This is a genomic window from Arcobacter siniprincipis (SeqCode), assembly GCF_048571125.1.
GTDB classification, from domain to species: Bacteria; Campylobacterota; Campylobacteria; order Campylobacterales; family Arcobacteraceae; genus Arcobacter; species Arcobacter siniprincipis.
This window is the reverse complement of sequence record NZ_CP182343.1, coordinates 1,968,998-1,988,769: the sequence shown is the minus strand read 5'-3', so window position 1 is coordinate 1,988,769 and position 19,772 is coordinate 1,968,998. Positions and strand designations below refer to the sequence as shown.

The window sequence follows — 19,772 nt, the reverse complement described above, 5'->3', positions numbered from 1 at the left end:
TTATTTTGATTTGATTCTAATATAATCAATCTAAAATTTTCTTTAGTGTAGATTTCATAACATCAAAGTCTTTTAAAAACTCTTTTAATCGTAAGTTTTCAAGGTACATATTTATGGCTTTGTTAAGTTGTTCTGAAACTTTTCCCAATGAGGCTGCTTTATTTATAGTATCAGGTTTATATCCTATCTCTTTTGCTAGGATTTTATATGTGATATTTAGGTCTTTGCATACATGTTTTACAATATTTGGATTTAATTGTTTATATAAACGAATAGAAGAGATGTCAAATAGCTTACAAACTTCAAGGATTAATTCTTTTTTTGTAATTAAATTTACTCTATGATCAAAGTTTGCTGAACTTGGATTAAACATATCTAATTTTTCTTGTTTCAGTGAGATAAATAACTCTTCACCATCACAACCCATTATTTCATCAAAGGTTTTTGCTAGTGCTTCTTCTTTTCTATTTTGAAACTCTTCAATAAACATCAGCGAGTTTACTTTAGTAGTTTTATTTTTAGAATCTTTCAACTCTTCAAAAGTAATATCAAACACATCATGTTCAAAATCAGGATGGATTGAAATTTTTGGCATAGCTCCATCATTAAATACCAAGTGTAAATTTGTAGATGAATCTCTATTGTTTGAAAACACACTATATAAATCAGCAGTTGTCATCATGTAGTTAGAAAGGAATTCATCTACTATTTCTTCTATGTCATGAATTATTTTATATTCGCACTCTAAATCTCTAACATAATATGGAACTTTTTGAAAAAGTTTTCCTACTTGAATCATATATAAACCTTTTTTAGAACTTTTATTAAATGTTGTATTATATACAATATATACTTGAAATATTATATATTAAATAATGATATATTGATTAATAGTATTAATTTTATCTTAATTTAAGAAAGCTTAAAAATGATTGTTTTACAATTTTTCCACAAAATTTATGGTATGATAAATTAAAAATTTAAAGAGAAAAAATATGAAAAAAGTTGTATTAATATTTCTAGCTCTATTTATAGTAACACCACTTTTTGCTGTTGATTATTCTGAAATGTCTACTCAAGAGTTGATAGAAATTATAGGTTTTGTAAAAAAAGAAAACAGAGCAAAATTTGAAAAAGAATTAAAATCTAGAGTTTCAACTATGAATTCAAAAGAAAAAAATCAATACAAAAGAAATATACAAAAAACAAAAGAAAAAAGATAAATATGAAAAGAAAGATTTTACTTTTAGAAGATGATATTACATTAAATGAAACTATTGTTGAATATTTAGAAGATAATGATTTTGAAGTTATTTCTTTGTATGATGGAGAAGAAGCATATGCAAAAATTTATGAAGAAAAGTTTGATTTACTTTTATTAGATGTAAATGTTCCTACTTTAAGTGGTTTTGAACTTTTAGAGAATCTAAGAATTGATAATATAAATACTCCTGTTATATTTATGACTTCATTGAATTCAATGGAATCCTTTGAAAAAGGTTTTAATTTGGGTTGTGATGATTATATTAGAAAGCCTTTTGAACTAAAGGAGTTAATAATAAGAGTAGAATCAATATTAAAAAGAGGATATTTTCACAGTGTTGATACAAAAGTTAATATAGTTGATGATATCTTTTTTGATACAAGTTCTAATTTACTTTTTAAAAAAGATGAACAAATAAAAATAAATAACAAAGAAACAAAACTTTTAAAACTATTTTTACAAAATCAAGAGCAAATTTTGTCACATGATCAAATTTATGAGTATGTTTGGGACTATAATGAAGAAAGTAGTGATTTTTCACTAAGAACATATATAAAGAATTTGAGAAAAATATTTGGGAAAGAGAGAATCATAAGTGTTAAAAAGCTTGGATATAGATTTACCACAGAGTGAAAAAAAGACTCTATGGGGCTTTTTGACATTATATAGTTTACTTTGCATTGTCATACTGCTATTTATATCATTTTTGTATTATAACTTTAAAAAAGATTTGATGCTTCAAAATAAAAGAATAATTTTGCAAGAATATTCAAATGATTTAATTGCAAGATTAAAAGACTTGCATATAAATTTTGACAAATATAAATTTTATCCTAGGGACGAGAGATTTAATTCTGCTATTTATGATAGTGATAAAAATCTTATTTTCTCTACACTTGCATCTGCAAAAGTAAAACTTGATGAGATAACTTATACTACAAACAACTACATTCATTATATAAAAGAGCCAGAATCATACTATTTAGGAGCAAAATATGTACTTCTTGAGGTACCTGAAGATAATGTTTGGGTAAATGCTGTTATAAATAATGTTTTTATTTTTTTGATTTGTGGTTTTTCTTTTATGTTTATTTGTGGATATTTTTTATTGAAATTATTTTTAAAACCAATGCGTGATTCATTACATCTTTTAGATAGGTTTATAAAAGATACAACACATGAGTTAAATACACCTATAAGCGCTATTATAACAAATATAGAGATGATAGATATCTCAAGATTAGAAGATGCAAAATTACAAAAGAAACTAAAAAGAATAGATACAGGAGCCAAAACAGTTTCAAATATTTATCAAGATTTAACATATTTGACACTAAAAAACAAAATTATTTCAAAAAATGAAGATTTAAATTTATCAAAAATAGTTTTAAATAGAATCGATTATTTTAAAACCTTAGCTGATGTCAAAAAAATATCTTTTATAAAAAATATAAATTCTGGTGTAAGAATTTTTTGTGATGAAAAAAAAATAGGAAAAGTAATAGACAATCTTTTATCAAATGCAATTAAATATAATAAAATTAGTGGAACAATAGAAGTAATTCTTGAAAATAATAAATTAATCATAAAAGATAGTGGAAAAGGTATTCCCAAAGATAAAATACCATCTATGTTTGAAAGATATGCAAGATTTGACAAAAATGTTGGAGGCTTTGGAATAGGGCTAAATATAGTTTATATGATTACCAAAGAGTATAATATAAATATAAATATAAAATCAGAACTAGAAATAGGGACTCAGTTGGAGCTTACATGGTAAAAAAAATCCTTATATTTTCACTTTTATTTAACTCATTTTTATTTGCAGGTGTATATGAAAGAGACTGTGTATCTTGTCATAATAAGCTTCCTGTATCAATTGATAAATATTTTTATAGATATTTACTTAAATATAGTTCTAAAAGAGCTGTAAATGAAGCTATGATCAAATATCTTAAGAATCCAAGTAAAGATACAACTATTATGCCAGATGCATTTATCAGCAGATTTGGAATAAAGCAAAAGACCATATTAAATGATAATGAATTAAAAAAAGCTTTAGAAGAATACTGGGATATTTATAAAGTTTTTGGCAAATTAAAATAATTTTTTAAAATTCACAATCCCTCCACTTTTATATTTTATACTTCTTCTATCAAAACAATAAAAGGAGTTAAAATGAGAAGTTTAACAAAAATCTTAGTAATAAGTTCAATTTTGAGTTTAACATCAGTACTGGCAAATGAGGGTGAAACTATTTATAAAGCTTGTGCTTCTTGCCATGGTGCAAAGGCAGAAAAAGTAGCTTTAGGAAAATCACAAATTATAAAAGGCTGGGATAAACAAAAAATAGTTGATGCTTTAAAAGGTTATAAAGCAGGAACTTATGGTGGAGCAATGAAAGGCGTTATGAAAGGCCAAGTTGCTAGACTTGATGACGAAAAAATACAAGCAGTTGCTAGCTATATTTCAACATTAAAATAATAGATTTTTATAATCTATTATTTACCAAGGAGCAAGTTATGAAAAAACAAAGTGCATGTTTAATTTTAGGATTAACAATTCTTTCTTCATCTCTTTTTGCACAGGGTGATAGATTTACCCAACGTGTAAAAGTAAATTATTCAAAACCAGTTTATGAAAATATTCAAGAAGTAATTCCTAATCATGCTTCTCGTTGTTATGAAGAGTATGAAGTTCGAACACCTGTACATAATAGAACTTATTCTTCTAATAGAAATGAGAATATTATTGGAGTAGATACTATTATAGGTGCTACAACAGGTGTAATTATAGGTAATCAAATAGGAAGAGGGAATGGAAAAGTTGCTGCAAAAATTGTAGGTGGACTTTTAGGTGCAACTCTTGCAAATGGAATAAGAAATAGCGATTATTCACATAATAATAGAAATAATACAGAGTATTACTATGAAACAAAAAGAAGAAATATTTGTAATAATAGAGTGATTAATAAAAGTGTTTTAAAAGGTTATGAGAATTATTTTACTTATAATGGAAAATCATACTCAAAGTTTTCCCCATATCGAGAAAACTACATAAATATCGAAACTAATATAAATTTTTAAATAAAAAAAAGGTAGGTTAAAAATAACCTACCTTCTAATCTGTAATTCAATAATTTAATAAATTATTTAGCAACAGCCTCTTTTAAAGCTTTACCAACTTTAAATTTAGCTACAGTAGTAGCTTTAACATCAACAGTTCTATCTGTACCAGGCACTTTTGCAGTTCTAGCAGCTCTAGCAGCTGTAGAGAATGTTCCGAATCCTATGAAACTTACAGATTCTTTTTTTACTAAAGTCTCAGTAATAGTTTCTAATACAGAATCAACTGCACATTTTGCGTCTTTTTTAGATAATCCAGCTTTTGCTGCTACTGCGTCGATAAATTCAGCTTTGTTCATTGAAGAACTCCTTGTTTAAGATTTAAAGTTACCAAAACTTTATACTATTTAAACTTTAAAATAGCTAAAAGTATTGCTGTTTTTCCCCTAAATAGAGGTTTATTTGCAAAAAAATGACTTTTCATGCTCTAAAACTAGATTTTATGCTCAATAATCTACAACTATTTTCTAAAATTGCAACTTTTTTTACCAACTCATTTATATCTCTATCATACACATAAGCACCAATTCCTTTTATAACCATGACATGATTATTTGTCTCTTTTAAATATTTTGTTATTTCTAAAGCATTTCTATCATACCAAGTTGAAAAATCTCCTGGGTCAAATATTTTGATTTTATCAAAAGATGTTTTCCCAAAAAAATCATCTAATATAATTTCATCATGCTCAAAAGTATATGCTGTTGTATATATTGGTACTCCAAAGGCAATATATTTTGCTTCATGTATATTGTTATATATAGTTGCATGTATATGAGCTTCTATACTTGCTAGTTTCCATCTATAATCTTGAGTAGTCATGCTTAATTCACAAAATGATTTTTCGTTCATTTCATCAAAAATTGCATCTGATGTATTTATCATAAATGTATTATGATCTAATTTTGTAGAAATGGAACCGTGATATATTCCAAAAAAGTTTTTTCTAAATAGTGTCAATGATAGTTTACTTAGTTGGTCTACATGATTTTGATCGATCATTTTAAATGCCTTAAATATTATTTTGGATATTATATATAAAAAATTATAAGGACCCTTTTAATGAATATCCCACATATCCCAGTATTGTATAAAGAGACACTAGGAGTCTTCGAAAATATTGATTTTGGGTATATAATAGATTGTACTTTAGGATATGCTGGACATTCAGAAGGTTTATTAAAACAAAATTCTAATGTAAAGTTAATATGTAATGACCAAGATAATGAAGCTTTAGAGTTTTCTAAAAAGAGATTAGAACCATTTTTAAATAGGGTAACCTTCAATAAAGGAAATTTTGAAACTGTTTTAAATAGTTTTAAAGAGTATGATATAAAAGGTATATTAGCAGATATTGGTGTTTCATCTTTACAATTAGATAAAGAAGACAGAGGTTTTGGTTTTGATAGTGAATCATTAGATATGAGAATGAATCAAGAACAATCTTTAGATGCCTCAGTTGTAGTAAATACTTACTCTCAAAGTGAGTTGGAGAGAGTTTTTAAAGAGTGTGGAGAAGTAAAAGAATATAAAAAAGTAGCTTCTTTGATAGTAAATAATAGGCCTTTTACTAGTGCAAAAGAGTTATCAACATTTATAGCTAAAAATATGCATAAAGGTAAACTTCATCCAGCAACTCTTCCTTTTCAGGGTATTAGAATAGAAGTAAATGATGAATTAGGAGTTTTAGAAAGACTTTTTGATTCAATTGAAGAGCTAAAACCAAAAAATTGTTTGATAGCAATCATCTCTTTTCACTCCTTAGAAGATAGGATTGTAAAAAATTACTTTAAAAAGTGGAGCAAAAATTGTATTTGTCCAAGTGATGTTATGCGTTGTACTTGTGGAAATAATAACGCTTTAGGAAAAATTATTACTAAAAAACCTATTATTCCAACAAATGAAGAGATAAAAGTAAATCCAAGAAGTAGAAGTTCAAAATTGAGGGTTTTTAAATTTGATTAGATTAAATGCAAAGAATTCATTACTAATAGTTCTATCAGTCCTAGCAGTATCATTAATTTTATGTTTTCCTAAAATATATTTAGCAAATAATATTTATTATGTTAGTAAAGATATTAATAAATTATATGCCAATTATATCTCTCTAAAAGAAGAGAATAGATTTTTACAACAACAATTAGAAGATATGAAATTTAAAAATCAAATTATAGATTCTCTTTTAATAAATACTTTGGACAATAATAAGTGATTAAATACATAATAGAGTTTGGACTTAGAAAGCCTATGTTAAATCATATGCTTTTATTATTTTTATTGATTTTATCAGTCTTTGCGTATAACAATATCCCAAAAGAGATATTTCCTCCCTCTGCTCTTGATGCTGTTGTTATAAATGGTTCTTATGCAGGAGCTAGTTCCGATTTACTTGATAAAATGGCTGTTGAAGATATAGAAGATGAACTATCATCTGTAAAAGAGGCTGCAGATGTTACTTCTACAATAAAAAATGGAAATTTTTCAATTACAGTTAAACTAAAAAAGGGTTTTAAAGCACAAAATGTAATTGGCGATATTAAAGATATTATTACTAAAGTAAAAACAAACTTTCCAACAGATATGGATGAACCAACAGTAAAAGAAAAAATCAACGCAATACCTCTTATTACAGTTGTAGTTTATGGGGAAAAGACTAAAACCCAACTTTTAGAAATAGCAAAAGATTTGAAATCAACATTTTCAAAAATGGGTGATTTAAGTGATATTTCTATTTGGGGAGATAGTGATAAAGAGTTACTTATAGAGTTTGATGAGAAGAAAATTTTAGCTTATGGACTTAATTTACAAGAAGTACTAACAGCAGTTGAAAACCTAAGTTCTATTTTTCCAGCAGGTATTATAAAAGATACTTCAAGACACTATTATTTGAGTACTTTTAATGGTGAAAAAAATATTGATAATATCAAAGATACAATTTTGAAAATATCAAATCAAAAAGTTTATTTAAAAGATATTGCAAAAATCAAATATGAATTGGCAGATGTTAATACTATCTCACATTTTAATGGTAGTAGAGATGTTTCTATTGGTATAAACAAGGGAGAAAGTGGCGATGCAGTTGAACTAGTTCGTCAAATAAAAGAGAAACTAAAAGAGTATAAAAAAATATATCCAGAGCTTAACTTTGCAACACATACTGATACTTCTGTTTGGATAAAAAATAGATTAAATACTGTTTTTTCTAATATCTTTTTTGGATTGTGCTTACTTTTCTTAGCCTTGTTTTTCTTTATAAATGCAAGAATTGCAATAGTAATAGCTATTGGAATCCCAACTTCATTTATGATAGGACTTATTAGTGCGGAAGCTATGGGATACAGTTTAAATATGCTTTCACTACTAGGAGCCTTGATTGCTTTAGGAATGCTTGTGGATGAAGCTATTGTTGTGGGTGAAAACATATATCGACACATGGAAATGGGAAAAGATAGATTACAAGCTGCTATTGATGGTTCTGTTGAAGTTTATCCAGCTGTATTAACTGCAACTGCAACAACAATATTTGCCTTTTTGCCAATTTTACTTATGACAGGAGAAATAGGAAAGTTTATGAAAATACTTCCTATTATGATTACTATTCTTCTTATTTCATCTTTGCTTGAAGCCTTTTTCTTTTTACCCTTACATGCAAAACAGATTTTAAGAGTAAATAAACAAGAGCAAAAAGCAGATAAAATATGGGCTTGGAATAAAAAGTTATACAAAAAGATTTTAAGCTTTTTATTAAGAAAAAGATATACATCTCTTATTATTATGGTTTTAACAATTGTTACTTTAACAATTTTTATTGTTATGAGTTCAAAGTTTAAATTTCTCTCTGATTTTGATACTACACAAGTGTATATAAGTGGATCAGTTGGTGTTGGTAAAAAAATAGAACAAACAGAAGCGATTGTAAAAAAAATTGAGAATAAGATTCTAAAGAATTATGATTTTGCTAATAATTTACAATCCGTATCTTCTGTAATTGGTTTAAAACTTGATGGAAAAAATCAACCTGAGACTGAAGAGTTCTATTTCCAAATATTTGTTAATCTAAATGAAAGAGCACCCCAAAATTTCTTTGATAAATATATAAATCCTTATCTTTCTCCTAAGTATGATGATACAAACATGATAAGAGAAAAATCATCACAAACAATAGAAAAAGAGTTACAAAAACTTTTAAAGCCAGAGATTAAATCTGGACAATTTGAAGATCTTAAAGTCTTTACTCCCAAAGCTGGAATAGTTAAAAATGATTTAGAATTATCAATTAGTGGTAATGAAAAAGAGGTAAGTACGGCTGTTACAAATATAAAAAAAGCTTTAAACAATATAGATGGTGTGTTAAATGTAGCTGATGATTTTATGATGGGAAATATTGAACTAAAGTTTAAAGTTAATGCCTATGGTCAAGATTTAGGAATAAGTGAAAATTACATTATTTCATCAATTAGACCTTTTTATTTTAAAGGTACATACTCAAAGATGTTTGATAAAAAGGGCATAGTTGATGTTGTTTTTCAAAGTAAAAATAAAGATTATTTAAAAAGTTTAAATGCTTTTGAAATAATAGTTCCAAATACTAATGAAAAAGTATTTTTAAAAGATGTGGTTGATATTGTTAGAAAAAATGCCTATTCTCAAATTTTCAAAGAAAATGGAGAACGAATAGTATCTGTAACAGGTTCTATTAGTGGGAAAATGACTTCAGCAGAAGTCTTTGAGAAGTTAAATCCAATTTTAGAAAAATATAAATCTAAAGTTACTATTGATATAAAAGGTGAACAAAAAGAGAATAAAAAAGTACAAAAAGAGATGGGAGAAGCAGCTTTAATTGCAATTATACTTATTTTTATTGCTCTTGTTTGGATGTTTGACTCTATGCTTAAATCATTGATAATACTTTCAACTATTCCTTTATCTATTTTAGGTGTTTTTGTTGGACATTTTGTTCTTGGATTAAATATTACAATGGCCAGTTTAATTGGTATGGTTGGGCTTGCAGGAGTTATTGTAAATGATGGAATTATCATGATGGATTTTATTAAAAAAGCAAAAACATTAGATGAGCTTTTAGAATTTGCACTTTTGAGATTAAGACCGATTTTACTTACTTCAATTACAACTATTTTAGGTTTGTTTACTTTGATGTTTTTTGCTTCTGGACAAGCTCTTATTTTACAACCAATGGCTGTATCTTTAGGTTTTGGGGTATTGTGGGCTACGGTTTTAAATTTATATTATGTACCTATGTTGTATAGAATTGTTTATTTAAGAAAATTGTAAAAGGTTACTCTTTTTTTTGAGTAACATTTACAATTCCAAGTATTCTTGAAGCTAAACTTCTTTTTTCATCAAAATTGTTTAACTCTTCACCCATATTTAGTGAAGTAATTACAGCTTTCCCTACAATTTTTCTACCATCTTTTCCAAAGAAACTTTTTGTTTTTACACCCCAAACATTATGAAAAAATAGAGGCTCTCCATCTTTTTCACCAATATAAAGCATAATATGACCTTTTAGATATGCTAAAGTTAAAAAAGGAATTCCATTTTTTATAATAAACTCTTTTTTCTTTTCATTTGAGAGATTTTTTACATCATAATATTTGTAATCTAAAGTTTGACCATAAGAGTTTCTTTTTAAGTTTATTCCAAAGGGTGCAAAGTAATCTTTTGTCAAAGCAGAACAATCCCTATGATTTAGAATTTCACCCCAACCGTAAGGTTCTGCAATTAATTGGTTCATGATCTTTGTAATATTTTTACTATTAAAGTCAATTGGTTTTTTTGCAATATAGACATTTGGAATCTCTATTACTCTACTATATCCTTCATTATTCCCATATCTTCCAATTGTAATTGCTTTATTATTTTTTACAGGAAATAGTGTTCCTAGTTTTATATATTCTACAAAGATGCCTCTTTTATATATTGGAAAATTATCTTTAATAGCAACGTAGTAGTTTCCATTTTCAAAAAAATTCATTAGGTCATCATTCATATATGCTAAATCACTTACTTTTATCCAACCTTTTGCAAAAGAAGATAAAACATATGCCCAAGCTCTATCTTTAGATAAATGAGAAATTAAAATTGGTGAGTTAATTTTTATACCAGAATTTTGATTATAATCAAAAGGAAAACCTTCCCCTGCAATTGATGGATTATAAAAGATTTTGCTATCACTTGGGAAAAGTCTTAAATTTGAATTTTTTACAGTAATTGCCTTTTTTAAAAAGGTGTTATATTGTTCGAAATTTGAATTATCTATTTGTTCATCAAACCACTCTTTTTTGATTAATCTATTATTATCTCCATAAACTTTTTTATTTTTATAGCTAAATTGCCAAGTTACATCTTTCAAACTTGCTTCAAATTTTTCTTTATGCCAAGGGGAAAAATACCTCTCATTAAACTCTTTATTTAATTGTTCTTGGATATTCTTATCCAATGTTGGAATATTAGAAGTGTATTCTAATGGTTCTTGTTTATATATTCTTAAGTCATTTACTTCTGTATCTAATTGTTTTGAAGAACAGCCTATAAAAAGAAAAGAAATAGTAAATATAGATAAAATTAAGTAAATATTTTTCATAATAATCCTAGTATTTATTGAATTTTTTGATTTTATCATAATGAATTTTAAATTGATGTTTATGTCTTTGTAAATTGTAATACTATATCATATCAAAAAGAATTTTAAAGGCTAAAAGTAAGTGACTATTACTATTTCTGTTGGAAAAGATATATTTGAAGATATTTTGAATATGAAACTAAGAGTTTTATCAAAAGATATTAGTAAATATTGGAGAAGTGAACTTTTAGATATAAAAATTGTAGATGATAAAATTAGATATGATATTAAAAAAGTAGATAATTTGATTTTGACAAATGGGTTAGGAGAAGAGAAACCATCTATTAAAATTGAGTGTAAAGAAATAGATTATAATTCAAAGTTAAATAAATTTGAATTTAAGTTAGGAAAAATTGTAGAACAAAAGAATATAACTACAAATGAGAATTTTAAAGATAACTTAATAGAAGAACTCTTAAGAGAGAAAGAACTACTAAAAGATATGATGAATAAAGATGCTTTAACTTCTTTGTATAATAGAAGAAAGATGGAAGCAGATTTAGAACTTTTTACTAAACAAAAACACTCTTCCTTGCTTTGTGCTGTATTTATTGATGCGGATAGGTTCAAAGGCATAAATGATAGCTTTGGACATGATACTGGGGATAGGGTTCTAAAATATTTAGCAAATAAGATTCAATCCCATGCATATGGCTTAAATGGTGAAGCTTATAGATATGGAGGCGAAGAGTTTATAATTTTGTGTTTTGAAAAAAAAGATGAATTAATAAAAAAACTTAATGTTTTAAGAGAAGACATAAAGTCTCAAATGATATTTCATCCTTTAAAAGAGATTTCTATAACTGTTTCTATTGGAGTATCTTTTTATAGTAAAGCAAATTCTATAGATGAATTTATAAAAATGGCTGATGAAAAAGTTTATGAAGCAAAAATAAATGGAAGAGATAGGTTAGAAGTAGTTTAAATCTTTTTTCTTTTCATTTTTAATCCATTCATTTTCTCTTAGTTCAAATTCTGGCTTACCAATATAGTATCCTTGAGAATAAGAAATACCCATTGCTTTAATGAACTCAAAAATTTCTTTGTTCTCAACATATTCTGCAATGGTTTTTATTTTTAGACTATCACATAAGAATTTTAAAGTGCCTACAAGAAGTTGTGTTTTTTGATTTGTATCAATATCAGTAATTAATGTTCCATCGATTTTTAAGTAATCTATGTAATCAGAAAGCTTAATTATATAATCGTAGTTTGAGTATCCACTTCCAAAATCATCTATTGCAATTTTACAATTTAATTTTTTAATTTCTTTTATAAAATTAGTAAATGCTTCATAATTATTTATCGCTTCTGTTTCAACAAGCTCAATGACAAGTCTATTTTGAAAGTTATACTTAATAATTTCTTTAAAAAGATATTCTCTTATCTCATCATCAAGTATATCTTCCATGCTTAAATTAATAGAAAATTCAAAATCTTTATTTTCAAAAAATTTAAATGTTTTTTCTATAATAATTTTAGTCAAAGTTTTATATTTTTTTATTTTTTTTGAGATTTGTAGAAATTCATCAGGGTAAAATATTTTATCTTTATATTTTAACCTTACAAGTGCTTCGTATTTTTCAACTTTTCCTTGAAAATTATTAAAAATGGGTTGAAAAGCTATAATTACATTATTGTTTAAAATTGCATCTTTTATAATTTTAATTTTTTCAATATTTGCTTTGTATTTTTCAAGGTTTTCTACATGAGAATTATTATAAATAGAAATGTCATGATTTAACTGCAATGCTTCATCTAATGCTATTTCAGCTTCTTTTAGTTCATTTATATTATTATTAAGTATATCTATCCCACTTACACCAATAGTAGTATCTATTGTTATCTCATATTTATTTAGAATTAAAAATTCTTTATTTTCTAATAAGTTCTGAATTTGATTTAATGATTCATTTAAAGTTTCTCTATTTTTATATAAATATTTAAAAGCAAAAACATTATGTTTTACTTTGTATATTTTTAAAAATCTTTTGTCTTTTTCTTTATACTCAAGGAAAAAATTGGCACAACTTCTTAATAATTCTTTGGTAACATTAAATCCATAAATATTTTGTATATTTTTATCATTTGTTATGTTTAATAGAATTATTAAACAGTTTTTAAATTCTTTCTCTTTTAAATCATTTAATAGATGTTCTAAATTAGGTAGTTTTGTTAAATCATCTGTTATGAATTGTTTAATTATCTCTTTTTCTAGTTTTTCTGGTATGCTTGCAAAATATAATACAATAGGAAGTGCTAAAATAGATATAGCAATTAATACAAATATAAGTTCTAACTTTTGTTTATTTAATTCTTCTTTTAGAGTAGTATATTTAGATTCAAAAAGAAGTGTTATATTGTCGCCTTCATTAAAACTTTTTATTTTTCTTGAAAAATACTTTCCATTTGAAAATGCTTTGTTATTTAAAATTGAATTTATATCTGCTTTTTTAAAGTGTGAATTCAATAAGTACTCTTTGAAATTTATAGAATAAATTTCTTTATTTTTTTCACTCTTTGGTAGTATTATGTCTCCTTTACTTGAAACTAAATAAATATTGAAGAACTCATTTTTCATTAAGTAGTTAAAAACTTCATCTATAACAATATTCATCATGATAAAGCCTTTTTTATTATCATTTTTATCATAAACAGTTTTTGCTACTATTATTGTTGTCATTTTGGATTTAGATGATTTATTAATATTTGAAATACCAAGTTTTCCATTATTTAAATTAATAAAGGTTTTAAAATAATCACTATTGGCTTTATTTTTTAATTGATTTTTAGGTGTTGCACTTATAGATTTATTTTTAGAAGATAAATCTTTTTTGATTTTAATTCTTTCATTACCTTTTAAATCTATATAACTTAATTGAAAAATAGAGGAATCTGTATTTATAAGTGCTGAAAATAAATTGTCACTATTTTTTACACTTTCTTTATTATTTATATAGTCTTGAAAGGTTTGATTGTTTGATAGAGTATTTAAAGTAACTTTGTTTGAGTTTATTATATTAGTTAAGTATCTTTTCTTTTCTAAAAAAACGATATCAAAATTTTTGTTTGAGATGCTATCAATATTTGATTTATTTGTTATAGAATCATAAATATAAATTGCACTTACCAAAATAAGTACAGATAAGAAATAAAAAAATAAAAAATTAGCTTTATAACTTGATTTCAAAATTGATACCCTTAACTCTTTCTTATTGTTATACTACAAAAAAGAACTTTAAAAGTACCAATTTTATCATAATTAAAATTATTTAACTATTTGATTTGCAAGTGCTTCCATATCAGCTTCACTTAAAGATGTAACTTGTCCAGTCATTAGACTTTTTAGTGGTCCACCATAAGAACCATCCTTATAACCTTTTAATGCTGCAACAAATTCAGTTTTTGTCATATCTTTTATAACTTTAGATTTTCCCATTGCAGCTTTTTCCCCATTCGCTCCATGACATGCAACACATTTTGCATATGGATTAGCAAAAGCTGTACATGCTAAAATTGTAGATAGTAGTATAATTTTTTTCATTGTTTTTCCTTATTATTAATGTAATATTAAAATATTATAGTACTTAAACTTTTAAGTTGATTAGTTTGTTAATAATTCGTTAAAAGAAATTAAATTGAGGAGAAGAGTTACATTACTTAAAGTAAGAAGAGAGTCTTCTTACTTTTATTATTTTCCGATTTTGTCAGCGATTGCTTGAATATCAGCATCACTTAAAGAAGCAACTTGACCTTTCATTAAACCTTTCATTGGTCCACCATAAGTTCCATCTTTATATCCTTTTAAAGCAGAAACAATTTCAGCTTTAGTCATGTCTTTCATTATTTTTGATTTTCCTAAAGCAGCTTTTTCACCATTTGCTCCATGACAAGCAACACATTTTGCATATGGATTAGCAAATGCAACACATGCTAAGATTGAAGTTAAAAGTAGAACTTTTTTCATTATTTTTTCCTTTGATTTTTTTATTTTAAGTATTATAGGAAAAAAAAGTGTAAATTTAGTTGATTTTAGTCAAAAATTTTAAAATTTTCAAAAATTATTTATGTAATACCTAAATTTAAGTATTACATAAAATCTATTTTAAAAAATCAAGCAATTCTGTTTTAAGTTGGTTTTTGTTAATTTTATTTTTATCACTAGGAATTAAAGGTAATGATTTCTTGTAAATTATTCTAAGGGGAATCATATACGAAGCTAGATGCTTCTTCAGCTCAAAAGTTATTTCTTTAGAAGATAGTTCACTTCTAGCACTATATACTAAAACTATCTCTTCTTCTATCTCTTCATTTTCTATTGAAAAAACTGCACATTGCTCTATTTGTGGAATATTATTTATAGTAACTGATTCTATTTCATATGGACTTACTCTAAAACCTCTTGTTTTAATCATATCATCATGTCTTGATACAAAGTATAAATAACCTTCTTCATCTTTATAAACATAATCACCTGTTTTTACAACAACTTCATCTCTTAATTGCCCTTCAAGATTGATTACATTTTTAAGGATACTAACTGATTTAAATCTTTGACTTGTCTCTTCAGGAGCATTCCAAAAACCTTTGTAAATATATCCACCTCTGTGAATTAATTCACCCACAACTCTTGGAGCACACTCATTACCATTTTCGTCTATAACATATAACTCAACATCTGGAATTGATTTTCCTATTGAGGTTGGTCTTATGTTTATTTGAGATGGGTCTAAATATGTTGATCTAAAGGCTTCTGTTAAACCATGCATTGAAAATATTTTTGCATTTGCAAAATATTTTTGCACATCATTTAACATTTTAGGTGTTAAATTCCCACCTGAAGAAGTGATAATTCTAATATTACTTAATAACTCAACACTAGGAAGTCTATGTAAGTCTTCATCAAACATCTGAGTAATACTAATTGGCATAAGAGGAATAACTGTTACATTGTCATTTATTAGGTGATTGAAAAAATCACCTGCAAGAATAAATCTATGTAAAGCTAAAGTAGCTCTTTTATATAAAGAACAAAAAATTTGATTTAATCCATAATCCAAATTAAATAGTAAAATTCCAGATATTATGTCATCTTCTTTTAAACTTAAGTATTGCGAGACAACCCTTGCACTATCTATTAGATTTCTATGAGATATAACAATTCCTTTTGGAGTTCCAGTTATTCCAAAAGAGTAGGTAATTACAGCATTGCTATGTCCATTTATTTCACAAATATATGGTTTGTTGTAGTATTTGAAAATCTCTTCAAATGATGGTACATTTTTGTGTACTGTAATATATGAAATAATATGACCATCAAAATCAATATCTTCAATAGAATTTTCTTTTATCTTATCTGTTATGATACATTTTATGTCACAATCTTTTATTATATATTTAACTTGATCTGGTTTAAGTAGTTTTGTTAGAGGTACGAGGACATAATCAGTTGATAAAATAGCAAGTATAGCAATAACTTGTTCCATACATTTATTTGAGTAAATACCAACTCTACTACCTTTTGGTAAATCTAACTCATTTAGATAAAAAGCCACTTGATTTACTTTTGTTAATAAATCTTTATATGTTAAACTTTTTTCACTTAGGATTAAAGCATTTTTATTTGGATGTGAGATTGCAGCATCTTCAATTAATCTTCTAATACAATTTATAGACATCTTTTATCCTTTAATTTTGAGTTAAACCAATAGTCCAGATATCGTAATTTGAATCCATTACAACACTTGGGTTATGGTTTGAATTTAGAATTTTTTTATAAAAAAATGAGATGATATCTTCAATTTCTTCTTGTGATAAAACCTTTGTAATACCACCTGTTAAAACTACTGTATTAAGTGATAATAGCTTTAAGTTTACATAAGCTTTTCTATAGTGTGATACTTTACATAAAACTAAGAATATCGCAAGTTGCATTAATATTTTTAAGGCTTTCTCACTTTGTTCTTCAAAGATATTTTCTGTAACTTTTAAGTGAGATAATAACTCATACACAAATTCATTGTTTTTTGCACTAAAGATTAAAGACTCTTTTGATTTAAAAACACCTAGTTTTTTAAATACAAGTCTATCATACTCATTTGTTGTAACAATATTTTCATCCACTAAATCTTTTGAATAATGAATATCAGTAGTTGCTCCTCCTATATCTATTAAAATATATGGATTTACAACTGAAAACTTAGTATTAATAAATGGCAAAGTTTTATTTACTATATATGGAGTAGAATATATTTGATTTGATGTTATTTCATAAAGGTGTTTGATGTCTTCTTTTCCCATAATATCAGCTTGATAAAGATTAGTTAAATACTCTTTTAAGTTTTCTTCTACAATATGAAGCTTATCATCAATAATATTTGCTAATACAACTAAGTCTTGTATGTTTTTTTGAAGCATGTCTCTATCTTTTGAACTTCCTACATAAACAATGTTTGAGTATTTTATTTTTTCTAAATAATCAAATAATTCTTTTCCAAAAATGTCACAAACAGAATCAATTCCCCCTACAACAATAACAACATCAATCAAATCACTAGGAATAGAAGAGCTTTCAATATCTTGGTATAAAATAGTATCAATGATATTAATGCCAGAGTTAAATGCTATATTTGTAGCATATTTAAGTGAAAAAGAATTTGTAACACCAATAATAAGTGTACTAAGCCCTCCATTTGCAGAGGAACAAATATAAACATTCTCTTTTTCGTATGTTTTAATTGTATCTCCACACTTATATGTTAAGTCATCGTATATATCTTTATTGAAGTCTCTAAAATGTTGTTCAACACCTTTTGATGAACTAACTTTAAAATAAGTACTTCCTACATCTATTAGTAGTTTGTTAGTTAATTGGCTCATTGCATAATTCCTATATCATGGATAATATCATTTACTATAGATGTAGTATCTTTTTTAAGATCACATTTTGATTTTTCATATTCAAAACACTTATCAGGAATTGGAACATTTCCTCTTTGCATTATTCTTATATTTTTATTTGCATCTCTTATTGTAATCATCTCATTATGATTTATAATATGAGGAGAGAAAGGCACATCTATTATTCCATTTTTGATACTATTAAATGCTTTTCTCCACAAAGTATCAGCACTATCATTGAATATGGCTTCCATGATAGCTTTAACTTCTAAGGTTAAATTCTCTTCTTCTTCTTGGTCTACTACATTTGGAAGACCATTTAAAATTCTAAGAAGGTATTGGGTATTTGCAACTGTTTCAGCATTTGCCTCTTTTGTAGGAATTCCAGAAGCTTCTTCTTTTGTTTTTGTAATAATCTTATCAGCACCAACCATAGCTGCAATGGCTGTTGACATAGAAATAAGTTGTGATGCAAAGTTTTGATCCATAGGAAAAGCACCCATCCATTGGTGATATACTAAATGAACCTCCGCATCTCCACAGCCAATTTCATTGGCATAATGTTTTGCAAGTTTTCTTATAACAGCTCCAGTTACAATATCTTGGTTTACACTTCCACTTTGTGAAAAAGATACAGAAAATGATTTAACTCCTTCTTCAAGTGATAAAAGCATCTCAATTAATTGAATAACAATAGTAATACAAGGAGGAACAAGTGTTGCTGTAAGTGGTCCAAATGATTCTCTGTTTATTGGTTCATTTAGTGTTGAATATTTTGCACAAACTCTTTCAACATACTTCCAATATAAAAATGCTTTATCTAATGGAAAGTTTTTAGAGTAGGGTAAAAGGTAAGTAATAGGACCACCCTCTATTTCAAAAATACCAGAAGCAATAGCTGTTTCTATTAAAAGTCTAGCATCTGGTGTTCCATGTCTAAGTGATACAGGCTTGTTAAAGTGAGTAATCATCTTTCTAGTAGTTCTATATCCATGATTAACTAAAGGATAACCATTTAACATATCAACTTCACTCTCTTCTGAAAGTCTTAGCATTTTCTTAGATGTTGCATAGTCATTTAGTCTTGTATTTGAATCAATAGTACAAGGTAATACATCAACATTTGCATTTACAAAAAATTCATAAAGTGCATACATTTTATTGTATGTAGGAAATCCACCTCGTGGTTGAACTAACATCTTGTTTTTTGTTCTAAAGTTATGTGAAATAAATAGATCTTTTGAAGCATTTTTTACAAACTCTTCAACCTCAGCAAAGTCAAAATGCTCTACATATTCATTACTTAAAATTATCTCTCGTTCCTCTTGCAATAAACTCATGATTCTCTCGTCTTTAAATATTTTTCTAATTCATCTAACCCTGTATTTAAATCTACTTGATGAAATACCAAATCAAACCCGTAGTTTTTGAATTTTGGCACGATAATTGAAGCATCACCTGTTCCAACCACTAAGTTTCCACCAATCATAAAAACCACATTATCTAAGTTTTTATATTTTGATTTTAGTATCTTTACTTCTCTACACCAACCTTCTGCTTCACCGTTTAAAGAAGAGATTAAAAGTACATCTGCATTGGTTTCTATTACAGCATCAAAGAATTCTTCTAAGTAAGTATTAACTCCAAGGTTAAATACTTCAAATCCCCTTGCTTGTAATGAGAGATCAATTAATCTATTTGCTACAACGTGTATATCGTTTCCTACAACACCTGTTACTACTTTCATTTAATTGCCTATTTATTCATTTTATAAAGGAGATTAGAATATCTAAAAGTATGTAAAACTTTTATTAGATAAAATAGAACAAAAAAATGAAGT

Annotated in this window: 21 protein-coding genes; 10 read left to right on the top strand and 11 right to left on the bottom strand. The window is 26.2% G+C overall.

Annotated elements, in window-relative coordinates; translation table 11 throughout:
• Positions 1-25: 25 nt before the first annotated feature.
• A complete protein-coding gene (locus ACNI3D_RS09990) occupies positions 26-799 on the bottom strand; it encodes a hypothetical protein (protein WP_419766878.1) in 774 nt (257 codons plus the stop codon).
• A 196-nt stretch (positions 800-995) separates the two neighbouring features.
• On the opposite strand from ACNI3D_RS09990, the gene ACNI3D_RS09985 reads away from it, so the two are divergent.
• The 6 genes from ACNI3D_RS09985 to ACNI3D_RS09960 all read left to right on the top strand — a co-directional run bounded on the left by ACNI3D_RS09985 (position 996) and on the right by ACNI3D_RS09960 (position 4,350).
• Complete coding sequence (locus ACNI3D_RS09985) at positions 996-1,223, top strand: DUF1104 domain-containing protein (RefSeq protein ID WP_129101040.1); 228 nt, start codon at positions 996-998, stop codon at positions 1,221-1,223.
• 2 nt (positions 1,224-1,225) lie between these two features.
• The gene (locus ACNI3D_RS09980) at positions 1,226-1,897 is read left to right on the top strand and encodes a response regulator transcription factor (RefSeq protein ID WP_419766877.1); all 672 of its coding nucleotides are present in this window, start codon (positions 1,226-1,228) and stop codon (positions 1,895-1,897) included.
• Positions 1,898-2,021: 124 nt separating this feature from the next.
• Entirely contained in the window at positions 2,022-3,044 is a 1,023-nt protein-coding gene (locus ACNI3D_RS09975) for a sensor histidine kinase (protein WP_419766876.1), read from the top strand.
• Positions 3,038-3,370 (top strand): hypothetical protein, encoded by a 333-nt coding sequence (locus tag ACNI3D_RS09970; protein WP_419766875.1) that lies wholly within the window; start codon positions 3,038-3,040, stop codon positions 3,368-3,370. Before ACNI3D_RS09975 ends, ACNI3D_RS09970 begins: the two co-directional genes overlap by 7 nt.
• A gap of 72 nt (positions 3,371-3,442) precedes the next feature.
• Positions 3,443-3,748 (top strand): c-type cytochrome, encoded by a 306-nt coding sequence (locus ACNI3D_RS09965; RefSeq protein ID WP_419766874.1) that lies wholly within the window; start codon positions 3,443-3,445, stop codon positions 3,746-3,748.
• Between the two features lie 38 nt (positions 3,749-3,786).
• Entirely contained in the window at positions 3,787-4,350 is a 564-nt protein-coding gene (locus ACNI3D_RS09960) for a glycine zipper 2TM domain-containing protein (RefSeq protein ID WP_419766873.1), read from the top strand.
• A 62-nt stretch (positions 4,351-4,412) separates the two neighbouring features.
• Here the strand turns inward: ACNI3D_RS09960 and ACNI3D_RS09955 are convergent, their stop codons facing one another.
• Together ACNI3D_RS09955 and ACNI3D_RS09950 are read right to left on the bottom strand one after the other, a co-directional pair.
• Positions 4,413-4,688, bottom strand: a complete 276-nt coding sequence (locus tag ACNI3D_RS09955; RefSeq protein WP_129101034.1) for an HU family DNA-binding protein — start codon at positions 4,686-4,688, stop codon at positions 4,413-4,415.
• Between the two features lie 121 nt (positions 4,689-4,809).
• A complete protein-coding gene (locus tag ACNI3D_RS09950) occupies positions 4,810-5,391 on the bottom strand; it encodes a class II aldolase and adducin N-terminal domain-containing protein (protein WP_129101033.1) in 582 nt (193 codons plus the stop codon).
• 60 nt (positions 5,392-5,451) lie between these two features.
• On the opposite strand from ACNI3D_RS09950, the gene rsmH reads away from it, so the two are divergent.
• The 3 genes from rsmH to ACNI3D_RS09935 are packed head-to-tail and all read left to right on the top strand — an operon-like array spanning position 5,452 to position 9,681.
• On the top strand, positions 5,452-6,354 hold the full coding sequence (gene rsmH / locus ACNI3D_RS09945; RefSeq protein ID WP_129101032.1) for a 16S rRNA (cytosine(1402)-N(4))-methyltransferase RsmH: 903 nt from the start codon (positions 5,452-5,454) through the stop codon (positions 6,352-6,354).
• Positions 6,347-6,601: a hypothetical protein gene (locus ACNI3D_RS09940; RefSeq protein ID WP_129101031.1), complete on the top strand. Its 255-nt coding sequence runs from the start codon at positions 6,347-6,349 to the stop codon at positions 6,599-6,601. The genes rsmH and ACNI3D_RS09940 overlap by 8 nt, the downstream gene beginning before the upstream one ends.
• Entirely contained in the window at positions 6,598-9,681 is a 3,084-nt protein-coding gene (locus tag ACNI3D_RS09935) for an efflux RND transporter permease subunit (RefSeq protein WP_419766872.1), read from the top strand. The genes ACNI3D_RS09940 and ACNI3D_RS09935 overlap by 4 nt, the downstream gene beginning before the upstream one ends.
• Positions 9,682-9,685: 4 nt before the next feature.
• Here the strand turns inward: ACNI3D_RS09935 and ACNI3D_RS09930 are convergent, their stop codons facing one another.
• Positions 9,686-10,993 (bottom strand): SH3 domain-containing protein, encoded by a 1,308-nt coding sequence (locus ACNI3D_RS09930; RefSeq protein WP_419766871.1) that lies wholly within the window; start codon positions 10,991-10,993, stop codon positions 9,686-9,688.
• A gap of 121 nt (positions 10,994-11,114) precedes the next feature.
• Between ACNI3D_RS09930 and ACNI3D_RS09925 the strand changes: the two genes are divergently transcribed.
• Positions 11,115-11,957: a GGDEF domain-containing protein gene (locus tag ACNI3D_RS09925; RefSeq protein WP_129101028.1), complete on the top strand. Its 843-nt coding sequence runs from the start codon at positions 11,115-11,117 to the stop codon at positions 11,955-11,957.
• Here ACNI3D_RS09925 and ACNI3D_RS09920 read toward each other — a convergent pair.
• The 7 genes from ACNI3D_RS09920 to glmS form a co-directional block, all read right to left on the bottom strand.
• The gene (locus ACNI3D_RS09920) at positions 11,943-14,222 is read right to left on the bottom strand and encodes an EAL domain-containing protein (RefSeq protein ID WP_419766870.1); all 2,280 of its coding nucleotides are present in this window, start codon (positions 14,220-14,222) and stop codon (positions 11,943-11,945) included. The two genes, ACNI3D_RS09925 and ACNI3D_RS09920, sit on opposite strands and share 15 nt — an antisense overlap.
• Before the next feature lie 78 nt (positions 14,223-14,300).
• Positions 14,301-14,576 carry a c-type cytochrome gene (locus ACNI3D_RS09915; RefSeq protein ID WP_419766869.1) on the bottom strand — a complete coding sequence of 92 codons (276 nt, stop codon included), beginning with the start codon at positions 14,574-14,576 and terminating at the stop codon, positions 14,301-14,303.
• A gap of 147 nt (positions 14,577-14,723) precedes the next feature.
• On the bottom strand, positions 14,724-14,999 hold the full coding sequence (locus tag ACNI3D_RS09910) for a c-type cytochrome (RefSeq protein WP_129101932.1): 276 nt from the start codon (positions 14,997-14,999) through the stop codon (positions 14,724-14,726).
• Positions 15,000-15,132: 133 nt separating this feature from the next.
• A complete protein-coding gene (locus tag ACNI3D_RS09905; protein WP_419766868.1) occupies positions 15,133-16,710 on the bottom strand; it encodes an AMP-binding protein in 1,578 nt (525 codons plus the stop codon).
• A 10-nt stretch (positions 16,711-16,720) separates the two neighbouring features.
• The gene (locus ACNI3D_RS09900) at positions 16,721-17,911 is read right to left on the bottom strand and encodes a glutamate mutase L (RefSeq protein WP_419766867.1); all 1,191 of its coding nucleotides are present in this window, start codon (positions 17,909-17,911) and stop codon (positions 16,721-16,723) included.
• Entirely contained in the window at positions 17,908-19,272 is a 1,365-nt protein-coding gene (locus ACNI3D_RS09895; RefSeq protein ID WP_419766866.1) for a methylaspartate mutase, read from the bottom strand. The genes ACNI3D_RS09900 and ACNI3D_RS09895 overlap by 4 nt, the downstream gene beginning before the upstream one ends.
• Positions 19,269-19,679 (bottom strand): methylaspartate mutase subunit S, encoded by a 411-nt coding sequence (gene glmS / locus ACNI3D_RS09890; RefSeq protein WP_129101936.1) that lies wholly within the window; start codon positions 19,677-19,679, stop codon positions 19,269-19,271. Before glmS ends, ACNI3D_RS09895 begins: the two co-directional genes overlap by 4 nt.
• Positions 19,680-19,772 lie beyond the last annotated feature (93 nt).